Origin of the sequence: Streptomyces sp. NPDC008150, assembly GCF_042956945.1 — a bacterium.
In the GTDB taxonomy this organism is placed as follows: domain Bacteria; phylum Actinomycetota; class Actinomycetes; order Streptomycetales; family Streptomycetaceae; genus Streptomyces.
In genome coordinates this window covers 366,437-383,743 of sequence record NZ_JBIBHJ010000005.1, presented here as the reverse complement: position 1 = coordinate 383,743, position 17,307 = coordinate 366,437, and the positions used below count along the sequence as shown (strand labels likewise).

At 73.7% G+C, this 17,307-nt stretch carries 19 protein-coding genes, 1 pseudogene and 1 riboswitch; of the genes and pseudogenes, 10 read left to right on the top strand and 10 right to left on the bottom strand.

The genetic code is table 11. From position 1 onward, the window contains the following. Window positions 1-103: 103 nt before the first annotated feature. From ACFZA0_RS15885 to ACFZA0_RS15870, 4 genes are all read right to left on the bottom strand, one after another. The gene (locus ACFZA0_RS15885) at window positions 104-1,117 is read right to left on the bottom strand and encodes a CNNM domain-containing protein (protein WP_391016266.1); all 1,014 of its coding nucleotides are present in this window, start codon (window positions 1,115-1,117) and stop codon (window positions 104-106) included. Beyond that, window positions 1,114-2,484 carry a CNNM domain-containing protein gene (locus ACFZA0_RS15880; protein WP_391016264.1) on the bottom strand — a complete coding sequence of 457 codons (1,371 nt, stop codon included), beginning with the start codon at window positions 2,482-2,484 and terminating at the stop codon, window positions 1,114-1,116. Before ACFZA0_RS15880 ends, ACFZA0_RS15885 begins: the two co-directional genes overlap by 4 nt. 240 nt (window positions 2,485-2,724) lie before the next feature. After that, window positions 2,725-3,159 carry a GNAT family N-acetyltransferase gene (locus ACFZA0_RS15875; protein WP_391016261.1) on the bottom strand — a complete coding sequence of 145 codons (435 nt, stop codon included), beginning with the start codon at window positions 3,157-3,159 and terminating at the stop codon, window positions 2,725-2,727. Between the two features lie 139 nt (window positions 3,160-3,298). Then, complete coding sequence (locus ACFZA0_RS15870; protein WP_391016259.1) at window positions 3,299-4,219, bottom strand: ATP-binding cassette domain-containing protein; 921 nt, start codon at window positions 4,217-4,219, stop codon at window positions 3,299-3,301. 171 nt (window positions 4,220-4,390) lie between these two features. Between ACFZA0_RS15870 and ACFZA0_RS15865 the strand changes: the two genes are divergently transcribed. Both ACFZA0_RS15865 and ACFZA0_RS15860 read left to right on the top strand, forming a co-directional pair. After that, a complete protein-coding gene (locus tag ACFZA0_RS15865; protein WP_391016256.1) occupies window positions 4,391-4,654 on the top strand; it encodes an antitoxin in 264 nt (87 codons plus the stop codon). 3 nt (window positions 4,655-4,657) lie between these two features. Further along, window positions 4,658-5,032 carry a fic family toxin-antitoxin system, toxin component gene (locus tag ACFZA0_RS15860; RefSeq protein WP_391016253.1) on the top strand — a complete coding sequence of 125 codons (375 nt, stop codon included), beginning with the start codon at window positions 4,658-4,660 and terminating at the stop codon, window positions 5,030-5,032. Window positions 5,033-5,101: 69 nt separating this feature from the next. Here the strand turns inward: ACFZA0_RS15860 and bioD are convergent, their stop codons facing one another. The 3 genes and pseudogenes from bioD to bioB form a co-directional block, all read right to left on the bottom strand. Then, window positions 5,102-5,833 carry a dethiobiotin synthase gene (gene bioD / locus ACFZA0_RS15855; RefSeq protein ID WP_391016250.1) on the bottom strand — a complete coding sequence of 244 codons (732 nt, stop codon included), beginning with the start codon at window positions 5,831-5,833 and terminating at the stop codon, window positions 5,102-5,104. Between the two features lie 44 nt (window positions 5,834-5,877). Beyond that, a pseudogene (locus ACFZA0_RS15850) lies at window positions 5,878-7,206 on the bottom strand (adenosylmethionine--8-amino-7-oxononanoate transaminase); the annotation flags it as partial. Beyond that, a complete protein-coding gene (gene bioB, locus ACFZA0_RS15845) occupies window positions 7,199-8,419 on the bottom strand; it encodes a biotin synthase BioB (protein ID WP_391016247.1) in 1,221 nt (406 codons plus the stop codon). The gene bioB and the pseudogene ACFZA0_RS15850, both read right to left, overlap by 8 nt. 132 nt (window positions 8,420-8,551) lie before the next feature. On the opposite strand from bioB, the gene ACFZA0_RS15840 reads away from it, so the two are divergent. Continuing rightward, window positions 8,552-9,679 carry an aminotransferase class I/II-fold pyridoxal phosphate-dependent enzyme gene (locus tag ACFZA0_RS15840; protein WP_391016245.1) on the top strand — a complete coding sequence of 376 codons (1,128 nt, stop codon included), beginning with the start codon at window positions 8,552-8,554 and terminating at the stop codon, window positions 9,677-9,679. Window positions 9,680-9,768: 89 nt separating this feature from the next. Here the strand turns inward: ACFZA0_RS15840 and ACFZA0_RS15835 are convergent, their stop codons facing one another. Beyond that, window positions 9,769-9,993: a DUF397 domain-containing protein gene (locus ACFZA0_RS15835; RefSeq protein WP_391016242.1), complete on the bottom strand. Its 225-nt coding sequence runs from the start codon at window positions 9,991-9,993 to the stop codon at window positions 9,769-9,771. A 9-nt stretch (window positions 9,994-10,002) separates the two neighbouring features. After that, window positions 10,003-10,863, bottom strand: a complete 861-nt coding sequence (locus ACFZA0_RS15830) for a Scr1 family TA system antitoxin-like transcriptional regulator (protein ID WP_391016239.1) — start codon at window positions 10,861-10,863, stop codon at window positions 10,003-10,005. Window positions 10,864-11,076: 213 nt separating this feature from the next. Between ACFZA0_RS15830 and ACFZA0_RS15825 the strand changes: the two genes are divergently transcribed. After that, the gene (locus tag ACFZA0_RS15825; RefSeq protein WP_391016237.1) at window positions 11,077-11,538 is read left to right on the top strand and encodes an ATP-binding protein; all 462 of its coding nucleotides are present in this window, start codon (window positions 11,077-11,079) and stop codon (window positions 11,536-11,538) included. Window positions 11,539-11,710: 172 nt separating this feature from the next. Here ACFZA0_RS15825 and ACFZA0_RS15820 read toward each other — a convergent pair whose 3' ends face one another. Beyond that, on the bottom strand, window positions 11,711-12,190 hold the full coding sequence (locus tag ACFZA0_RS15820) for an NlpC/P60 family protein (protein WP_391016234.1): 480 nt from the start codon (window positions 12,188-12,190) through the stop codon (window positions 11,711-11,713). Window positions 12,191-12,193: 3 nt separating this feature from the next. Beyond that, window positions 12,194-12,395: riboswitch (cyclic di-AMP (ydaO/yuaA leader) on the bottom strand. Between the two features lie 531 nt (window positions 12,396-12,926). Between ACFZA0_RS15820 and ACFZA0_RS15815 the strand changes: the two genes are divergently transcribed. From ACFZA0_RS15815 to ureG, 6 genes are all read left to right on the top strand, one after another. Further along, window positions 12,927-13,244 (top strand): type II toxin-antitoxin system prevent-host-death family antitoxin, encoded by a 318-nt coding sequence (locus ACFZA0_RS15815; protein ID WP_391016231.1) that lies wholly within the window; start codon window positions 12,927-12,929, stop codon window positions 13,242-13,244. A gap of 246 nt (window positions 13,245-13,490) precedes the next feature. Continuing rightward, complete coding sequence (locus tag ACFZA0_RS15810; RefSeq protein WP_391016229.1) at window positions 13,491-13,793, top strand: urease subunit gamma; 303 nt, start codon at window positions 13,491-13,493, stop codon at window positions 13,791-13,793. 13 nt (window positions 13,794-13,806) lie between these two features. Beyond that, on the top strand, window positions 13,807-14,118 hold the full coding sequence (locus tag ACFZA0_RS15805) for an urease subunit beta (protein ID WP_391016226.1): 312 nt from the start codon (window positions 13,807-13,809) through the stop codon (window positions 14,116-14,118). Then, a complete protein-coding gene (locus ACFZA0_RS15800; protein ID WP_391016223.1) occupies window positions 14,111-15,832 on the top strand; it encodes an urease subunit alpha in 1,722 nt (573 codons plus the stop codon). Before ACFZA0_RS15805 ends, ACFZA0_RS15800 begins: the two co-directional genes overlap by 8 nt. Before the next feature lie 28 nt (window positions 15,833-15,860). Further along, entirely contained in the window at window positions 15,861-16,535 is a 675-nt protein-coding gene (locus tag ACFZA0_RS15795) for an urease accessory UreF family protein (protein ID WP_391016220.1), read from the top strand. A 79-nt stretch (window positions 16,536-16,614) separates the two neighbouring features. Further along, on the top strand, window positions 16,615-17,292 hold the full coding sequence (ureG, locus tag ACFZA0_RS15790) for an urease accessory protein UreG (protein ID WP_391016218.1): 678 nt from the start codon (window positions 16,615-16,617) through the stop codon (window positions 17,290-17,292). Window positions 17,293-17,307 lie beyond the last annotated feature (15 nt).

Genomic DNA, 17,307 nt, shown 5'->3' with positions numbered 1-17,307 from the left:
CGTCCGTACCGGTGGGTCGGTCGGCCTGGGGGCCCCGGCGGGGCATGCGGCGGCGGGCCGTCCGGACGTCGTGTCCGGGCGGCCCGCCGGGTGCGCGGGGCGGTCAGGCCTTCTGCCCGAACAGCTCCCGCAGGACGTCCTCCATGGTCACCATGCCCGCGAGCCGGCCGTCCGAGCCGAGCACCGCCGCCAGGTGCGTACGGCTGCCGCGCATCGCGGTGAGCACGTCGTCCAGCGGCGTGTTCTCCCGTACGCGCGCGATGGACCGCATGTCCTGGATCCGGAACGGGAGGTCCCGCGGCGAGGCGTCCAGGGCGTCCTTCACGTGCAGGTAGCCGGTGATCCGCCGGTTGTCGTCGACCACCGGGAAGCGGGAGAAGCCCGACTCCGCCGACAGGCGCTCCAACTGCTCCGGGGTGACGCCCACGCGCGCGTGGACGACGCGCTCGACCGGCAGCACGACGTCGCGCACGGGCCGCCGGCCCAGCTCCAGGGCGTCCCGCAGGCGCTCCCGCGCCCGGTCGTCGATCAGACCGGCCTCGCCGGAGTCCGTCACCATGCGGGCCAGTTCGTCGTCCGAGAACGTGGCGGCGACCTCGTCCTTCACGTCGACCCGCAGCAGTCTCAGCAGACCGTTGGCGATGGCGTTGATCGTGAAGATCACCGGGCGCAGACCGCGCGCGAGCGTCACCAGCGGCGGTCCCAGGGCCAGGGCGCTGCGCACGGGCTCGGCCAGCACCAGGTTCTTCGGCACCATCTCGCCGAGCAGCATGTGCAGATACGTGGCCACGGCCAGCGCGATCACGAACGACACCGCGTGCCCGGCGCCCGCGGGCACGCCCACCGCGTGGAACACCGGCTCCAGCAGGTGCGCGATCGCCGGTTCGGCGACGATGCCCAGCACCAGCGTGCACAGCGTGATGCCGAGCTGGGCCGCGGCCAGCAGCGCGGACACGTGCTTGAGGCCCCACAGCACGCTCTGCGCGCGGCGGTCGCCCTCCTCGGCCAGGCCCTCGACCTGGCTGCGGCGCACCGAGACCAGTGCGAACTCGCCGCCCACGAAGAAGGCGTTGGCGACCAGGGTCGCCAGGCCGATCAGCAGCTGTACGGCGGTCATCGGGCGTCCTCCTGCCGGCGGCGGTCCGCCCTGGTGGTCTCTTCCGCCCCGGGCGTCGCCTGGTCGACCGGCGCGTGCATCAGCACGCGGGCAGCCCGGTGCCCGGCGGCGTCGACGACGTCGAGCCGCCAGCCCGCGCACTCCAGGGTGTCCCCGACGGCGGGGATGCGGCCCAGCTCGGCGGCGACGAAGCCGGCCAGGGTCTCGTAGGGGCCGTCCGGCGGGCGCAGTCCGACGCGGGCGAGCTGGTCCGTACGGGCGGCGCCGTCGGCCGAGTACAGGGCGCGGCCCTCCTCGTCGGCGCCCGCGGGGGCGATGTCGGGCGTCTCGTGCGGGTCGTGCTCGTCGCGGACCTCGCCGACGACCTCCTCGACGATGTCCTCCAGCGTGGCGACGCCCGCGGTGCCCCCGTACTCGTCGATGACGACGGCCATCGTGCGCTTGTCGGAGAGGCGGTCCAGGAGCCGGTCCACGGTCAGCGACTCCGGCACCAGCAGCGGCTCGCGCATGATCTCGGAGACACGCACCCGGCGGCGCCGCTCGGCGGGCAGCGCGAGGACGTCCTTGATGTGCGCGATGCCGACGACCGCGTCGAGGGTGTCGCGGTAGACGGGGAAGCGGGACAGACCGGTGGCGCGGGTCGCGTTCGCGACGTCCTCGCAGGTCGCCAGGGCGTCCAGGGCCACGACCTGGACGCGCGGGGTCATCACGTTCTCCGCGCTGAGGTCGGCCAGGTTCAGGGTCCGCACGAACAGCTCGGCGGTGTCCGCCTCCAGGGCCCCCTCCTTCGCCGAGTGCCGGGCGAGCGCCGCCAGTTCCTGGGGGCCGCGCGCGGAGGCCAGCTCCTCGGCGGGCTCGACGCCGAAGCGCCGCACCACGCGGTTGGCCATGTTGTTCAGGTGGCTGATGAACGGGCGGAACGCGGCGCTGAACCAGCGCTGCGCGTTGCCCACCCTTCGGGCGACGGCGAGCGGGGAGGAGATCGCCCAGTTCTTCGGCACGAGTTCGCCGACGACCATCAGGAACACCGTGGACAGCGCGGTGCCGACGACCAGGGCGATGGTGGGCGCGGAGGACCGGGGGACGCCCAGCGACTCCAGCGGGCCGGAGATCAGTTTCGCGATCGACGCCTCGGAGAGCATGCCGACCACAAGGTTGGTGACCGTGATCCCCAACTGGGCGCCGGAGAGCTGGAAGGTCAGGTTCCGTACGGCCTTGAGGGCGCCGGCGGCGCCACGTTCGCCGCGCTCGACGGCACGTTCGAGTTCGCTGCGCTCGACGGTGGTCAGCGAGAACTCCGCCGCGACGAACGCGCCGCAGGCCAGCGACAGCACCACCGCCACGAGCAGGAGGAGCACTTCGGTCATCGGGTCACCTCCGTCCCATGATCGGACAGGGGGCGGAGGATCGCGCGGCGTCGACGGCCGCGCGCGGTGCGGGGGCAGGTACGGGGAGGCTCGCCCATGGGCGGACGCTCACACCTTTCAGGAGGTCGGGGCAGGACCGGCCACGCACGTACGGGTGACCGGCCGGCCTCCATGGTAAAGGACGGGCAAAGGGGCGGGTGGGGGCTGTGGACGGAGGCTCCCCGCGCGGAGCCTCCGGCCTCAGTGGTCCAGGGGCTTCACCCAGCGGCGCCACCGCTCCTCGGGCGCGTACCCCGCCGAGCGCCAGGCATGGTGGGCGGTCTCGTTCGCGGTCAGCACCATGGCGTCGCCGCGCCGCCCGCCCAGCCGCACGAACCGTTCCTCGGCCGCGGCGAGCAGCGCGGTCGCGACCCCCTGCCGCCGGTGGCCGGGGTGCACCGCGAGCCGGTAGAGATGGCAGCGCCAGCCGTCGAAACCGGCGACGACCGTGCCCGCCAGCTCGCCGCCGCGCTCGGCGATGAGCAGCGCCTCCGGGTCGCGGCCGTGCAGGCGCTCGATGCCCGCGCGGTCGTCGCTGATGCTCGTCCCCTCGGCGGCCTCCTTCCAGAAGGCCAGCACGCGGTCCAGGTCCTCGGGCCGGGCCGCCCGGACGCTGAGCGAAGTTGTCTCGTTCATGGGGTGATCCGAACACCCGGACGGGCCGCCGGACCCGGGATTCCATCATCCGGACCGGCCGCGGCACGGACCGGCCGCACCGAACCGGTCGCGACGCCGGGCCCGGCCTGGCCTCGGGCCGCTCGTACGCGGCGCGGAGTCACTCGCCGGTGGACCGCCCGTCGGTGGACCGCCCGTCCGCGGGCCGCTCGTCCAGGGACCGCCCGGCGTCCTCCGCGGGCGCCGGCGCCTCCCCGTCCGGTGCGCGCGTGACGTCGAAGCGCTTCATGCGTTCGAGCACGCCCTCCGCGCTCGGACGCTCCATCTCGTCCACGATCCGGCCGTCCGCGAGGAACAGCACCAGGTCGGAGTGGGCGGCCGCCGTGGGGTCGTGGGTCACCATCACGACCGTCTGCCCCAGCTCGTCGACCGCCTCGCGCAGGAACCCGAGGACTTCGAGGCCGGCCCGCGAGTCCAGGTTGCCGGTCGGCTCGTCGGCGAAGATCAGCTCGGGGCGCGAGGCGAGCGCCCGCGCGCACGCGACGCGCTGCTGCTGTCCGCCGGAGAGCTGCGCCGGCCGGTGCCGCAGCCGGTCCCGCAGGCCGAGGGTGTCCACGACCCGGTCGACCCACTCGGTGTCCGGCCTCCTGCCGGCGATGCTCATCGGCAGCGTGATGTTCTCCAGCGCCGAGAGCGTCGGTATGAGATTGAACGACTGGAACATGAAGCCGACCCGGTCGCGGCGCAGCCTGGTCAGCTCGCGGTCCTTGAGCCCGGTGATCTCGGTGCCGCCCAGCCAGACCTGACCGGCGGAGACGGTGTCCAGTCCGGCCAGGCAGTGCATCAGCGTGGACTTGCCCGAGCCGGACGGGCCCATCACGGCGGTGAAGCGGCCGCGCCGGACGTCCACGTCGACACCGTCCAGGGCCACGACCGCCGTCTCGCCCGACCCGTAGGCCTTGGTGAGGCTGCGCGCGCGGGCGGCGGTCGGGTGTTCGGCGGACGCGCGGCCGGACGCGGGGCGGGCCTCGGGCGGCGGCGGTGCGGAGCCCGGTTCGTGGTCCGCGGCAGGTGTGGACACGTCGCCTCCTCGCTCGTGCGGTCCCGGATTCCCCGGCCGGGCCGAGGGTAGTGCGACCGACCCCGCGACCGACATCCCCCGGAAGTCCCGCGCTCCCCGGACACGCCCCGGGGGAGGGGACGCCGCCCGAACCCCCTTGTCGTGCTAGCACTGTCGCGCTAGCTTCGAGGTATGGCGAAGACCCAGTTGAACGTACGCGTGGACGAGGGCACCGCCCGCGCCGCCCGGGAACGGGCCCTGGCGCGCGGCATGAGCGTCAACCGCTACATCGAGGAACTGGTGCGACAGGACACGGGAGAGGCGGGCCACACCTTCGTGGAGGCGGCGGCCGACTTCATGAAGCAGTACGAGAGCGTGTTCGCCGACGAGTTCGGCACGGACCGCGAGGGGCGCGTCGACATCCGGCGCCCGCACCGCGGCGAAGGTCGTTCCTGACCCTTGAGCGATCTGCGCATCGACCTTGCCTGGCTCCTCATGCTCGCCGAGCAGAAGACGCCGGGGGACCCGCAAGTCACCGACTGGGGCGCCCTGGTGGCCGCGGTCGCACGCCACCAGGCGGACATATTCGGCGTCCCCGTGTACGAGACCCCGCACGACAGGGCCGCCGCCCTGCTCCAACTCCTGCTGCACGTCCCCGCGTTGGAACGGTCCAACGCGCTCTTCGCGTCCGCGGTGGCCTATGCCTACCTCGTCGCCAGCGGCCTGAAGGTGGTCACCTCGCCCGAGCAGGTCCGCGACCTGGCCCGCCTGGTGAAGGACGGCGAGGCGAGCGTGCACGACATCGCCGACGAACTGCGCCAGTGGGGGCTGTGAGCGACGGCCGGGCACGCGGCAACTGCCGCGCACCCGGCCCGTGGTGACCGGCCGAACGCCAACCGGCGCTCAGGAAGGGCGTGTTTGCGCCCCCTCCCGTGCCCCGAACGCGGCCGCGTCCCACGTCCCGTCCAGCGCGGGCGCCAGCCATCGCGGCGCCGCCGCGCGGAAGTCGCCCGGGGCACGGGCCGCCGCACCCGCCGGCAGCGCCCCGAGCAGCGGTGCCCCGGCCACCTCCGGCAGGTCGGCCAGGTTGCAGCGGTCGGCGAGGCCGGCTGCGGCGGGCCAGCTCCCGATCACCAGACCGGCGAGGTCCAGCCCCTGGCGGGCGAGTTCACGTGCCGTCAGCTCCGTCGTGTTCAGGGTGCCCAGGCCCGCCGTCGTGACGACCAGGACCGGGGCTCCCAGCAGCCGCGCCGCGTCCGCGAGCGTCCCGCCCGCCTCGTCGAACCGCACGAGCAGGCCGCCCGCGCCCTCCACCAGGACGAGGTCGTGCTCCGTGGCCAGCTTGGCGGCGGCCTCGGCGACCTCGGCGGGCCGTACCGGCGGCCGGCCGCACCGGCGTGCCGCCGTCGCGGGCGCCAACGGCTCGGGATAGCGGGCGAGTTCGACGGAGGTCACCGCGCCGGCGAGCCGGGCCGCCTCGGCCGCGTCGCCGTGCTCGCCGGGCGCGACCCCTGTCTGCGCGGCCTTCAGTACGGCCACCGAACGGCCCGCGGCCAGCGCGCAGGCGGCGACGGCGGCGGTCGTCACCGTCTTGCCGACCTCGGTGCCCGTGCCCGTGATCATGAGGATCCGCATGACTGCCCCTCCGCCTTCCCGTGTTCCGGCTCCGGTCCGCCCCGCCCGGCGCGGGCCGCCGCGCACACCGCCCGCGCGATGCGGGCCACGTCCACGGCCGGCGTCACGTAGGGCGGCATCGTGTAGACCAGGTCGCGGAACGGGCGCAGCCACACGCCCTCCCGCACGGCGGCCCGGGTCGCCGCCGCCACGTCCACCTCGCGGTCGAGCTGGACGACGCCGACGGCACCCAGCACCCGGACGTCCAGCACCCCTTCGAGACCCGCGGCGGGAGCCAGGCCCTCGCGCAGCCCCGCCTCGACGCCCGCGACCTCCGCGCGCCAGTCGCGTTCGAGCAGCAGGCCGATCGAGGCGCACGCGACGGCCGCCGCCAGCGGGTTGCCCATGAACGTCGGACCGTGCGCCAGCACCGGCACCTCGCCGCGCGAGATGCCGGCCGCCACCCCGGCCGTGCACAGCGTCGCCGCCATGCTCAGATAGCCGCCGGTCAGCGCCTTGCCGACGCACATCACGTCGGGCGCCACCGCCGCGTGGTCCGCCGCGAACAGCTCGCCGGTGCGCCCGAAACCGGTCGCGATCTCGTCGAACACCAGCAGGACGCCGTGCTCGTCGCACGCCTCGCGCAGCACCCGCAGGTACGCGGGGGAGTGGAAGCGCATGCCGCCCGCGCCCTGCACCACCGGTTCCACGATCACCGCGGCCAGCTCGCCCGCGTGCCGGGCCACCAACTCCCGCAGCAGGTCGGCGTATCCCTCGTCGTACGCGGCGGGCGGCGCGGGGGCGAACACCTGGCGCGGCAGCAGACCGGTCCACAGGTCGTGCATCCCGCCCTCGGGGTCGCACACCGACATCGGCTGCCAGGTGTCCCCGTGGTAGCCGCCGCGCCAGGTCAGCAGCCGCCGCTTCCCGGGCCGGCCCAGCGAACGCCAGTACTGGAGGCACATCTTGACGGCCACCTCGACCGACACGGACCCGGAGTCGGACAGGAAGACGTGCTCCAGGCCGGCGGGCGTCAGGTCGACGAGGAGCTTCGCGAGCCGCACGGCGGGCTCGTGGGTGAGCCCGCCGAACATCACGTGGCTCATCCGCCCGAGCTGGTCGCGGACCGCCTCGTTGAGCACCGGGTGGTTGTAGCCGTGCACGGCCGACCACCACGACGACATGCCGTCGACCAGCTCGGTCCCCGCCCGCGCCCCCGTCCCGGCCAGCCGCAGCCGCACCCCGCTCGCCGACTCCACGACGAGCGGTTCGGCGCGACCGGGCATCGGGCCGTACGGGTGCCAGACGTGCCGCCGGTCGAGGTCCAGCAGCTCGGTCAGGTACGACTCGGCCGCCGCGTCCGGGAGTTGCAGCACGGCGTTCGGTTCACGCATTGGGCGCGACGTCCGTCCCGGCGCCCCGGCGGCGCACCGCGACGAGGTCCGGGCGCGGCGCCTCTGCGGACGCCGCTGCCTCCGCGGACGCCCCCTCGGCGGCCCCGGTACCGCACCCGGCCGTCCCCGTCCCGCAGGCCGACGCCTCCGTTGCGCACACTGCCCCGTCCGGCTCTCCGCCGTGGCAGCCGCCGTTGGCCCCGGGGGCCGCCCGGTGGGCGGGCAGCGTCACCCGGTCCGCGCCCTCGACCTCGAAGCCGGCGTCCGCGATCATCTCCAGGTCCGCCCGGCCCGCCTGGCCCTCGCTGGTCAGGTAGTCGCCCAGGAACACGGAGTTGGCCAGGTGCAGGGCCAGCGGCTGCATGGTGCGCAGGTGCACCTCGCGTCCGCCGGCGATCCGCACCTCCACGTCCGGGCAGACGAACCGCACCATCGCGAGAATGCGCAGGCAGCGCTGCGGGGTGAGGTTCCACTCCTTGGCGAGCGGCGTTCCCTCGAACGGGATGAGGAAGTTGACCGGAACCGAGTCGGGGTCCAGGGCCCGCAGCGCGAGCACCACGTCGACGAGGTCCTCGTCGCTCTCGCCCATGCCGGCGATCAGCCCGGAGCACGGCGACAGACCCGCCGCGTGCGCCTTGCGCACGGTGTCGACGCGGTCCGCGTACGTGTGGGTGGTGGTGATGCCGCCGTACGTCGCCTCGGACGTGTTGAGGTTGTGGTTGTAGGCGTCCGCGCCCGCCTCGCGCAGCCGTTCGGCCTGGCCGTCGGAGAGCAGCCCGAGGCACGCGCAGACCTCGACGCCCTCGTTGCCGTCCTTGATGGCCCGGATGGTGTCCGAGACCCGGTCCACGTCCCGGTCGGTGGGCCCCCGACCGCTGGCGACCAGGCAGACGCGCTTGGCGCCCCCGGCCAGGCCCGCGGCGGCGGCCCTGGACGCGTCGTCCGGCTTCAGCCAGGTGTACTTGAGGATGTCCGCGCCGGAGCCCAGCCGCTGCGAGCAGTAGGAGCAGTCCTCGGGGCACAGACCGGACTTGAGGTTGACGAGGTAGTTGAGTTTCACCCGGCGGCCGAACCAGTGACGGCGCACGCGGCCGGCGGCGGCCACCACGTCGAGCAGGTCGTCGTCGGAGGTGGCCAGTACGGCCAGGGCTTCTTCGCGGGTCGTCGGCAGTCGCCGGATCCCCTTGTCCACCAGCGTGTTCAGCAGGTCCATGAGGGACGATCCTGGCGCAAACGACCGCCCCCGGCCAAGGAGAACGTCCACAACGAGTACGGTCCGCCGTGTGGGAGTCACCACACAACGGTGCGTGTGGTGGTGTCACCGGGACGGACACGCGGAGGAGCAATGGCGTTCGGCTGGATCGACGAGCAGGCGGCGGTGCGGCGCCGGGCGGGGCTCGTGCGCACCCTGCGCCCCCGCGAGGCGGACACGGCGGCCCTGGACCTCGCGAGCAACGACTACCTGGGCCTGTCCCGGCACCCCGAGGTGACCCGGGCGGCGGGCGAGGCGGCGGCGGTCTGGGGAGCGGGCGCCACCGGTTCGCGCCTCGTGACCGGCACGACCCGGCTGCACGCCGAACTGGAGGCCGCCCTCGCGGAGTTCTGCGGATTCGAGGCCGCCCTCGTGCTGTCCTCGGGCTACGCGGCGAACCTGGCGGCCGTGACCGCCCTCGCGCCGCACGGCACCCTGATCGTCTCCGACGCGGGCAACCACGCCTCGCTCATCGACGGTTGCCGGCTCGCGCGCGGCACGCGGCAGGTGGTCGCCCACAGGGACCCGGGCGCGGTGCGCAAGGCGCTGGGGACGCACGACGGTACGGCGGTGGTGGTCTCCGACACGGTGTTCTCGGTCGACGGGGACGCGGCGGACCTTCCCCGACTCGCGTCCGCCTGCCGGGAGTTCGGCGCCGGACTGCTCGTGGACGACGCCCACGGCCTCGGCGTCCTCGGGGACGGCGGCCGGGGCGCCGCGCACGCGGCGGGACTTGCCGGGGCGGCGGACGTCGTGGTGACGGCGACGCTCTCGAAGTCGCTCGGCAGCCAGGGCGGGGTCGTCCTCGGCACTGCCGCGGTGATCGGCCATCTGGTCAACACGGCACGGACGTTCATCTTCGACACGGGTCTCGCGCCCGCCGCGGCGGGCGCCGCCCTCGCCGCGCTGGGGGTGCTGCGCCGCGAGCCCGGCAGGGCCGCGCGGGTGCGGGAGGTGGCGGGCGAGCTGCACGACAGGCTGACGGCCGCGGGCCTGGACGCGGTGCGTCCCGACGCCGCGGTCGTCTCCGTGCGTGCGCCTTCCCCCGGGCAGGCCCTCGGCTGGGCCGGGGACTGCCGGGCCGCCGGGCTGACGGTGGGCTGTTTCCGGCCCCCGTCCGTGCCCGACGGCGTCTCGCGGCTGAGGCTGACCGCCCGCGCGGATCTCTCCGCCGGGCAGATCGAACGCGCTGTACGGGTGATCGACGAGACGCGGCCATGAGTCGGCGTCACACGGTCGTGCCTCGCGGGTGGACGGAAGGTGTCGGTCGGACGGACGGAACGTGCGTCACGCGTACGGCAGTTCGGACCTCACCGTAACGACGTGACGAAGCCCGACCAGCTGGCGCGGGTGAAGAGGAGCGCGGGACCCGAGGTGTTCTTGGAGTCGCGTACGGCGAGCAGGCCGGCGCAGGGACCGGTGAACGGCCGTGCCGTCTCGACGCAGTTGTTCGCTCCCGTGCTGTAACTGCTGCGCAGCCACGACACATCGTGCAGAGCGGTACTGGAAGGTACGTTCGGGGGCATTGCGGACATGGTGCCTCCTTACGCGCCGTCAGCTATCGCGGCGATGTAGTCCAACGACTCCTCCGGGGAGAGGGCGTGGACCTGAAGGGTGGTGAAGGCCTCCGAATAGGCCTGGAGGTCTTCTTTCCGTTCCAAGTGGAGGCTACTCGTCAAGTGGTCGAGAACAACCACATCCAGATCAGATGTGCTCGAAAATGAGAAGATAACGAAAGGGCCGGTGATACCGATGTGCGCCCCGGCGCGGAACGGCAGTACCTGGAGCCGGACTTGGGGAAGCCGCGCCGCCGCCGTGAGCCGCCTGAGCTGACGCGTCATCACGTCCGGTCCGCCCACCTCGCGCCGCAGCACCGCCTCGTCGAGCACCGCGCTCAGTTCGAACGGGCGGTCCGGGCTCAGCACGACCTGCCGGGCCAGCCGCACCTTCACCAGGGTGTCCAACTGCGCCTCGTCGGCCTCCTCCATCGCCGCCCGGGTGACCGCGCGGGCGTACTCCGGCGTCTGGAGCAGGCCGGGGACCACCAGCGTCTCCAGGGTGCGCATGCCGCTCGCCTGCGACTCCAGGCTGATGAAGTCCCGGTACGTGGGCGGCAGTACACCGCGGTAGGCATGCCACCAGTGGTCGCGCCCGAGGGCGTCCTCGGCGCCGGCGAGGATCATCAGCACCCGCCGCAACTGCTGGTCGTCCACCTCGTAGGCGTCGAGCAACGCCTCGACGTCCGGCGGCTTCACGCCGCTCGCGCCCGTCTCGATGCGGCTCACCTTCGACTGGTGCCAGCCCACACGGGCCGCCGCCCCGCCGCTCGTGAGACCGGCCTGGACGCGCAGCGTGCGCAGTTCGGCGCCCAGCTTCCGGCGCCGTACCGCTGGGCCGTGCTCCATGAGCCGCTCCTTACTCCGTCCGGGATGCCCAAATACGGTCTGCCGTCGCAGAGTTCACCGCTTCGAGCGACAGATATATGCATATCTTGGTGGATCGCCACCCGTGACCGTCGTGGCAATGGCAGTCTGACGGCGAAGCACCAGTCCGGGACCGTACTCGAAGCACTCGCCTCACGTCGGGCTGCGGTCCCGCGGGAAAGGGACGACACCGCCATGGCAGACCACCTGGAAGCCTCCGTCACTCTGCCGAGCGATCCCGCTTCGGTCTCCGCGGCCCGCCGTTTCGCGGCGGCCACACTCGCGGAGTGGGGTCTGCCGGCCGAGAGCGACACCGCGGACACGGTCCGGCTCATCGTCTCGGAACTGGCCACCAACGCGGTACAGCACACTCTGGGGCAGTCGCCCACCTTCACGGTGGACCTGGAACTGGAGCGCGACGAGCACCTGCGGATCGGCGTCACGGACAGCCACCCGCGGTTCCCGAAGCGGCTGCCCGCCGCCGTGCAGCAGGACAACGGCCGGGGCATGGTCATCATCCGCTGGCTGACCGTGGAGAACGGCGGCCGGCTGAGCGTCAGGCCCACGCGCGAGGGGGGCAAGACGGTCCTGGTGGAGCTGCCGTGGACGGTTCCGGCGCGGCCGATGACGGGGGCGCGGCTGCACGAGCCGTCCTGACGCGCCGCGCGGGGGCGGCGGGGCGGAGCCGGGGCCAGGGGCGTCGTGGGGCCCGCAGGGGCGTGGAAGCGGCCGGGAACGCGTCGGCGCGCGCCGTCCCGCGGACGGGACGGCACGCGCGCGTACGGGCCGGGTGGCGGCGCGAGGACGCGCCGCCACCCGGCCCGCCGGGTCACTTCACGCGCCCGTACCAGACGCTCTTGGTCCAGATCTTCTGCAGACGCACCACGTCACCGGTCTTCGGCGCGTGCCAGAGCTTGCCCTTCCCGGCGTAGATGCCCACGTGGTAGACGCTGCTGCCGGAATGGAAGAACACCAGGTCCCCGGCCTTGCGGCTGCCGGCCGACACGTGACGGCTCTTGTTGTACTGCTGGGCCGCCGTGCGCGGCAGCTTCTTGCCCGCCTTCTTGTACGAGTACTGGGTGAGCCCCGAGCAGTCGAACGAACGCGGTCCTATGGCGCCGTAGCGGTAGGGGGCGCCCTTCTTGGAGGCGGCCACCTTCAGCGCCTTGGCGGACGTGGTGCTGGTGGCCGCGGCCGCGTGGGCGGCGGCACCGGGGACCACGAGGGACCCGCTCACGGCGGCGATGGTGAGTGCCGAGGCCGTACCGGCCCTGACCATCAGCGACGGGACACGATCGAGCGCAGTCATGCGCAACCCTTCGTCAGCCGCCTGTGAAGGATGACCTGTCGGATTCGGGCTGGCGAAGTTGCCCGGCCGCTCGCGCGGCTTCACCCCAAGGACTGCTCGGAACGGTCGTTCCGGCGGCCCGTCGTGCTTGGGTCCTCCACTCCTGCCGATCCACTCCTGTCGACCCGTCGTCCGGAACGGCGGCAGGATTCGGCGTCCGCCCGGACCGCCCCGCCGCTTTGGCGGGGTCTTGTCGTCAGACAGGGATCTTGGCGCACGGATGTCTGAAAATCCCAATGGAACAGAGGGTTTGTGTCGTTCCTCACCGATGGCCCGATCGGGTGGACATACGCCACCCGCGTACCGCGTCCAGGCGCCCGACGACCCCTGGACCAGGGACGCAGGGCCCGTGCGCGCACAAGTACCGGCGGAATCGCGCAAGTCGGGTGGTACTGGAACAGGTGCCGATCCTCCGCCGGTTGGTGGTACACCGTTCGGTCGCCCCCGGCGCGTCGCCGGACGCCGACCGGGTGACCGGTCGTCAGGGCGCCCCCGCGGCCGTCAACCGCGTGCCCGGCGGCGCGGGGTGACTCCGAGGGGCGGCCCCGGCGGCCCGCGCGCCGGGCCTGGACGCCGACGCGTGCGGGCGGGGCTGTCGGGCGTCGGCGCCGCGTGCGGGCGGGGCCGTCCCGAGGCCGGGGCCGCCCGGCCCGCCGGACCGGACGCCCCTTTTGTTCGCAGCCCTATGGTGGGGCGCATGGCCTACGAGATTCCGGTGACGCAAGCCAGGGCTGAACTCGCCGACCTGATCAACAGGGTGGTGTACGCGGGGGAGCGGGTCGTGGTGACACGGCACGGCAGACCCCTCGTCGCTCTGGTCTCCGCCGCCGACCTGGAACGGCTCGCGGAACAGCCCGCACCGGCGCCGGAACGGGAGCCGACGGGCGGCCCGGCCGCCCCCGCGGCACCCTCCGCCCCGCGCCCCGCCCCGCCCGTCCGCGGCACCGCGCCCGGCCCCCGCGAGGAGCGGCGCCTCGGGACCGTCGCCGAACACCGGGCGCCCGACGGCCCGTAGCCCCGCGGGAGGGGCGGCACGAGCGGCCGACGGGTCCGGGCGCCGTATACGGTCATGAGCCGATCAAGTCCTGGTTAACGTCGTCGAAACTCCGGCGAACTAGCCTTCCGATCCACGCCACCAGGGGTTTTCGTGTCCCGGACGACCGGGGCCGCGCGATCTGTGGGTGTGTTGGCCCTATCCCAGGCCGCCTGACCGCGGCACCCGGACCCCGCACGGTCCGGCGCGAGGACTGTGAGGTGGGACGTGCAACTGACGCCGCACGAGCAAGAGAGGCTGCTGATCCACGTCGCGGCCGACGTCGCGGAGAGGCGCCGCGCCAGGGGGCTCCGGCTGAACCACCCCGAGGCGATCGCGCTCATCACGTCGCACATCCTCGAAGGCGCCCGCGATGGCCGCACCGTCGCCGAACTGATGTCCAGCGGGCGGAAGATCCTCACCCGCGAGGACGTCATGGAGGGCATCCCCGAGATGATCCACGACGTGCAGGTCGAGGCCACCTTCCCGGACGGCACCAAGCTCGTCACCGTCCACGACCCGATCGTCTGACGGGGGAGACCGCGTGATTCCCGGAGAGATCCTGTTCGCCGACGACCCGGTCCGCTTCAACGAGGGCCGCGAGGTCACCGCGCTGACCGTGCTCAACGCCGCCGACCGGCCCGTCCAGGTCGGCTCCCACTACCACTTCGCCGAGGCCAACCCCGGCCTGGAGTTCGACCGGGCCGCAGCGCGCGGCAAGCGGCTCAACGTGGCCGCCGGCACCGCCGTCCGGTTCGAGCCCGGCATCCCGGTCGACGTCGAACTCGTCCCGCTCGCCGGGGCCCGTGTCGTGCACGGCCTGCGCGGGGAGACCGGAGGTGCCCTCGATGCCTGAGCTCTCGCGTGCCGCCTACGCCGACCTGTTCGGCCCCACCACCGGGGACCGCATCCGGCTCGCCGACACCGACCTGCTCGTCGAGATCGAGGAGGACCGCAGCGGCGGACCCGGACTCGCCGGTGACGAGGCCGTGTTCGGCGGCGGCAAGGTCATCCGCGAGTCCATGGGCCAGTCCCGCGCCACCCGCGCGGAGGGCACCCCGGACACCGTGATCACCGGCGTCGTCGTCATCGACCACTGGGGCGTCGTCAAGGCCGACCTCGGCATCCGGGACGGCCGCATCACCGGCATCGGCAAGGCCGGCAACCCCGACACCATGGACGGCGTCCACCCCGACCTGGTGATCGGCCCGGAGACCGAGGTCATCGCCGGCAACGGACGGATCGTCACCGCCGGAGCCATCGACGCCCACGTGCACTTCATCTGCCCGCAGATCGCCGACGAGGCGCTCGCCGCCGGCATCACCACCCTCGTCGGCGGCGGCACCGGACCGGCCGAGGGCTCCAAGGCGACCACCGTGACGCCGGGACCCTGGCACCTGGCCCGGATGCTGGAGGCGATGGAGGGCCACCCGGTCAACTTCGGTCTGCTCGGCAAGGGCAACACCGTCTCGCACGAGGCGATGCTCTCCCAGATCCGCGGCGGCGCCCTCGGCCTCAAGCTGCACGAGGACTGGGGTTCGACCCCCGCCGTCATCGACGCGTCGCTGACCGTCGCGGACCGCACCGGCATCCAGGTCGCCATCCACACCGACACCCTCAACGAGGCCGGTTTCGTGGGCGACACGCTCGCCGCGATCGCCGGCCGCGGCATTCACGCGTACCACACGGAGGGGGCCGGCGGCGGGCACGCGCCGGACATCATGTCCGTCGTCTCCGAGGCGCACGTGCTGCCCAGTTCGACCAATCCGACGCGGCCGTTCACCGTCAACACCGCCGAGGAACACCTCGACATGCTGATGGTGTGCCACCACCTCAACGCGGCCGTCCCCGAGGACCTGGCCTTCGCCGAGTCGCGCATCCGGCCCTCGACCATCGGGGCCGAGGACATCCTGCACGACCTCGGAGCCATCTCGATCATCTCCTCGGACTCGCAGGCCATGGGCCGCGTCGGCGAGGTGATCATGCGGACCTGGCAGACCGCCCACGTCATGAAGCGCCGCCGGGGCGCGCTGCCCGGCGACGGCCGCGCGGACAACCACCGCGTGCGCCGCTACGTCGCCAAGTACACGATCAACCCCGCCCTCGCCCAGGGCCTGGCCGCCGAGATCGGGTCCGTGGAGACGGGCAAGCTCGCCGACCTGGTGCTGTGGGAACCGGCGTTCTTCGGCGTCAAGCCGTACCTCGTCATCAAGGGCGGCCAGATCGCCTACGCGCAGATGGGCGACGCCAACGCGTCCATCCCGACACCCCAACCGGTGCTGCCCCGGCCGATGTTCGGCGCGATCGGCCGTGCGCCCGCGTCGAACTCCGTCAACTTCGTGGCCCCGCTGGCGATCGAGGACGGGCTGCCGGAACGTCTCTCGCTGGGCAAGCGGTTCGTGGCGATCGAGTCGACGCGCGGCGTGACCAAGGCCGACATGGTCGAGAACGACGCCAGGCCCGACGTCCGGATCGACCCCGACAGCTTCGCCGTGCACATCGACGGCGAACTCGTCGAGGCCACCCCGGCCGCCGAACTGCCCATGGCCCAGCGCTACTTCCTGTTCTGATGGACGGGATCGCGAAGGGCCGGACCCGATGAGCCGCGCCGCGCTGCTGGTCCTGGCCGACGGCCGCTTCCCCGCCGGAGGGCACGCGCACTCCGGCGGGGCCGAGGCCGCCGTCCGGGCCGGACGGATCACCTCGGCCGCGACCCTGGCCGACTTCTGCCGGGGCCGCCTGCACACGACGGGCCTGGTCGCCGCCGCCCTCGCCGCGGCGGCCGCCCTCGGCACCGACCCGGTGACCCTGGACGCCGCCGCCGACGCCCGGACCCCGTCGCCGGCGCTGCGCGTCGCCGCCCGCAGGCTCGGACGGCAGCTGACCCGGGCCGCCCGCGCGACCTGGCCGTCCGATGAACTCGACGTCCTGGCACGGGAGTTCCCCAAGGGGGCCCATCAGCCGGTGGTGCTCGGGCTCGCCGCCCGGTCGGCCGGACTCGACGCCGAGGACGCCGCCCACTGCGCGGTGTACGAGAGCGTCAGCGGCCCCGCGACGGCCACCGTGCGGCTGCTGAGCCTGGACCCCTTCGACGCGACGGCCGTCCTCGCGCGGCTCGCGCCGGACCTGGACCGGGTGGCCGCCCTCGCGGTCCGTGCCGCCCGCCGGGTGCCCGACGACGGCGTCGGCGCACTGCCCTCCGCCTCCGCGCCGCTCCTGGAGATCGGCGCGCAGGACCACGCGGCCTGGCCCGTCCGCCTGTTCGCGTCCTGACCCTCTCCGGCGCCGGTGCCCCGCCTGCCCGACGCCCCCGAACGGCGCCCCCGCGCCCCGCAGTTGATGGAGCCGCCCCATGCATCTCGACCACTCCCACGACGGCCCGGCGGCCGTCGGCGCCGACGCCCGCCGCCCCGACGGCACCCGCCGCGCCCTGCGCGTCGGGCTCGGCGGTCCCGTCGGCTCGGGCAAGACCGCGACGGTCGCCGCGCTGTGCCGGGCGCTGCGCGACGAGTTCTCCCTCGCCGTCGTCACCAACGACATCTACACCCGCGAGGACGCCGAGTTCCTGCTGCGGGAGGCCGTGCTGCCGCCGGAGCGGATCACCGCGGTGGAGACCGGGGCGTGCCCGCACACCGCGATCCGCGACGACATCTCCGCCAACCTCGAAGCGGTGGAGGACCTGGAGGACGAGGCCGGGCCACTGGACCTGATCCTGGTGGAGTCGGGCGGCGACAACCTCACCGCGACGTTCTCCAGGGGACTCGTGGACGCCCAGATCTTCGTGATCGACGTCGCGGGCGGCGACGACATCCCCCGCAAGGGCGGCCCCGGCGTCACCACGGCCGACCTGCTCGTCGTCAACAAGACCGACCTCGCGCCGTACGTCGGCTCCGACCTGGCCCGCATGGCCGCCGACGCGAAGGCCGCCCGCGCCGAACTCCCGGTCGTCCTCCAGTCGTTGCGCGGCGAGGACGGCGTCGGGGAGGTCGCCGACTGGGTACGCGCGCGGCTCACCGCGTGGACGGCGTGACCGTGACCGCCGCGC

What these genes read in the sequence shown, in the direction of transcription:
- ACFZA0_RS15885 (WP_391016266.1), bottom strand. Translation starts at nt 1,117, where the DNA reads ATGACCGCCGTACAGCTGCTGATCGGCCTGGCGACCCTGGTCGCCAAC.
- ACFZA0_RS15880 (WP_391016264.1), bottom strand. Translation starts at nt 2,484, where the DNA reads ATGACCGAAGTGCTCCTCCTGCTCGTGGCGGTGGTGCTGTCGCTGGCC.
- ACFZA0_RS15875 (WP_391016261.1), bottom strand. Translation starts at nt 3,159, where the DNA reads ATGAACGAGACAACTTCGCTCAGCGTCCGGGCGGCCCGGCCCGAGGAC.
- ACFZA0_RS15865 (WP_391016256.1), top strand. Translation starts at nt 4,391, where the DNA reads ATGGCGAAGACCCAGTTGAACGTACGCGTGGACGAGGGCACCGCCCGC.
- bioD (WP_391016250.1), bottom strand. Translation starts at nt 5,833, where the DNA reads ATGCGGATCCTCATGATCACGGGCACGGGCACCGAGGTCGGCAAGACG.
- bioB (WP_391016247.1), bottom strand. Translation starts at nt 8,419, where the DNA reads ATGGACCTGCTGAACACGCTGGTGGACAAGGGGATCCGGCGACTGCCG.
- ACFZA0_RS15840 (WP_391016245.1), top strand. Translation starts at nt 8,552, where the DNA reads ATGGCGTTCGGCTGGATCGACGAGCAGGCGGCGGTGCGGCGCCGGGCG.
- ACFZA0_RS15835 (WP_391016242.1), bottom strand. Translation starts at nt 9,993, where the DNA reads ATGTCCGCAATGCCCCCGAACGTACCTTCCAGTACCGCTCTGCACGAT.
- ACFZA0_RS15830 (WP_391016239.1), bottom strand. Translation starts at nt 10,863, where the DNA reads ATGGAGCACGGCCCAGCGGTACGGCGCCGGAAGCTGGGCGCCGAACTG.
- ACFZA0_RS15825 (WP_391016237.1), top strand. Translation starts at nt 11,077, where the DNA reads ATGGCAGACCACCTGGAAGCCTCCGTCACTCTGCCGAGCGATCCCGCT.
- ACFZA0_RS15820 (WP_391016234.1), bottom strand. Translation starts at nt 12,190, where the DNA reads ATGACTGCGCTCGATCGTGTCCCGTCGCTGATGGTCAGGGCCGGTACG.
- ACFZA0_RS15815 (WP_391016231.1), top strand. Translation starts at nt 12,927, where the DNA reads ATGGCCTACGAGATTCCGGTGACGCAAGCCAGGGCTGAACTCGCCGAC.
- ACFZA0_RS15800 (WP_391016223.1), top strand. Translation starts at nt 14,111, where the DNA reads ATGCCTGAGCTCTCGCGTGCCGCCTACGCCGACCTGTTCGGCCCCACC.
- ACFZA0_RS15795 (WP_391016220.1), top strand. Translation starts at nt 15,861, where the DNA reads ATGAGCCGCGCCGCGCTGCTGGTCCTGGCCGACGGCCGCTTCCCCGCC.
- ureG (WP_391016218.1), top strand. Translation starts at nt 16,615, where the DNA reads ATGCATCTCGACCACTCCCACGACGGCCCGGCGGCCGTCGGCGCCGAC.